Genomic DNA, 638 nt, shown 5'->3' with positions numbered 1-638 from the left:
GGAGTGATTGAACCAGGCTTAGCTAGTACTTGACCACGTTCAACTTCGTCACGCTTAGTACCACGTAGAAGTGCACCAACGTTCTCACCTGCACGGCCTTCGTCTAGAAGCTTACGGAACATCTCTACACCAGTACATGTTGTAGTAGTTGTATCCTTGATACCTACGATAGCAACTTCGTCACCAACTGTTAGGATACCACGCTCGATACGGCCAGTTACTACTGTACCACGACCTTGGATTGAGAATACGTCTTCGATAGGCATTAGGAATGGCTGATCTACCGCACGCTCTGGCTCAGGGATGTAAGTATCTAGAGCTTCAGCTAGTTCAACGATTTTCGCTTCCCACTGCTCTTCGCCGTTTAGTGCGCCTAGTGCAGAACCTTGGATAACTGGTAGGTCATCACCTGGGAAATCGTACTCAGATAGAAGTTCACGAACTTCCATTTCTACTAGTTCTAGTAGCTCTTCATCGTCAACCATGTCACATTTGTTCATGAATACGATGATGTATGGGATACCAACCTGACGGCCTAGTAGGATGTGCTCACGAGTTTGTGGCATTGGGCCATCTGTCGCAGCAACAACTAGGATACCACCGTCCATCTGTGCAGCACCAGTGATCATGTTTTTAAC

At 47.3% G+C, this 638-nt stretch carries 1 protein-coding gene; it reads right to left on the bottom strand.

Translation table 11 applies throughout. The features are described 5' to 3' along the window. Positions 1 to 638 (bottom strand): GTP-binding protein (locus UF05_RS02645; protein WP_048852131.1); only part of this gene is annotated, 638 nt, incomplete at both ends.

This window comes from Vibrio sp. S457-15 (assembly GCF_000960545.1).
Taxonomy (GTDB): domain Bacteria; phylum Pseudomonadota; class Gammaproteobacteria; order Enterobacterales; family Vibrionaceae; genus Vibrio; species Vibrio parahaemolyticus.
This window is presented reverse-complemented; position numbering and strand designations above follow the sequence as displayed.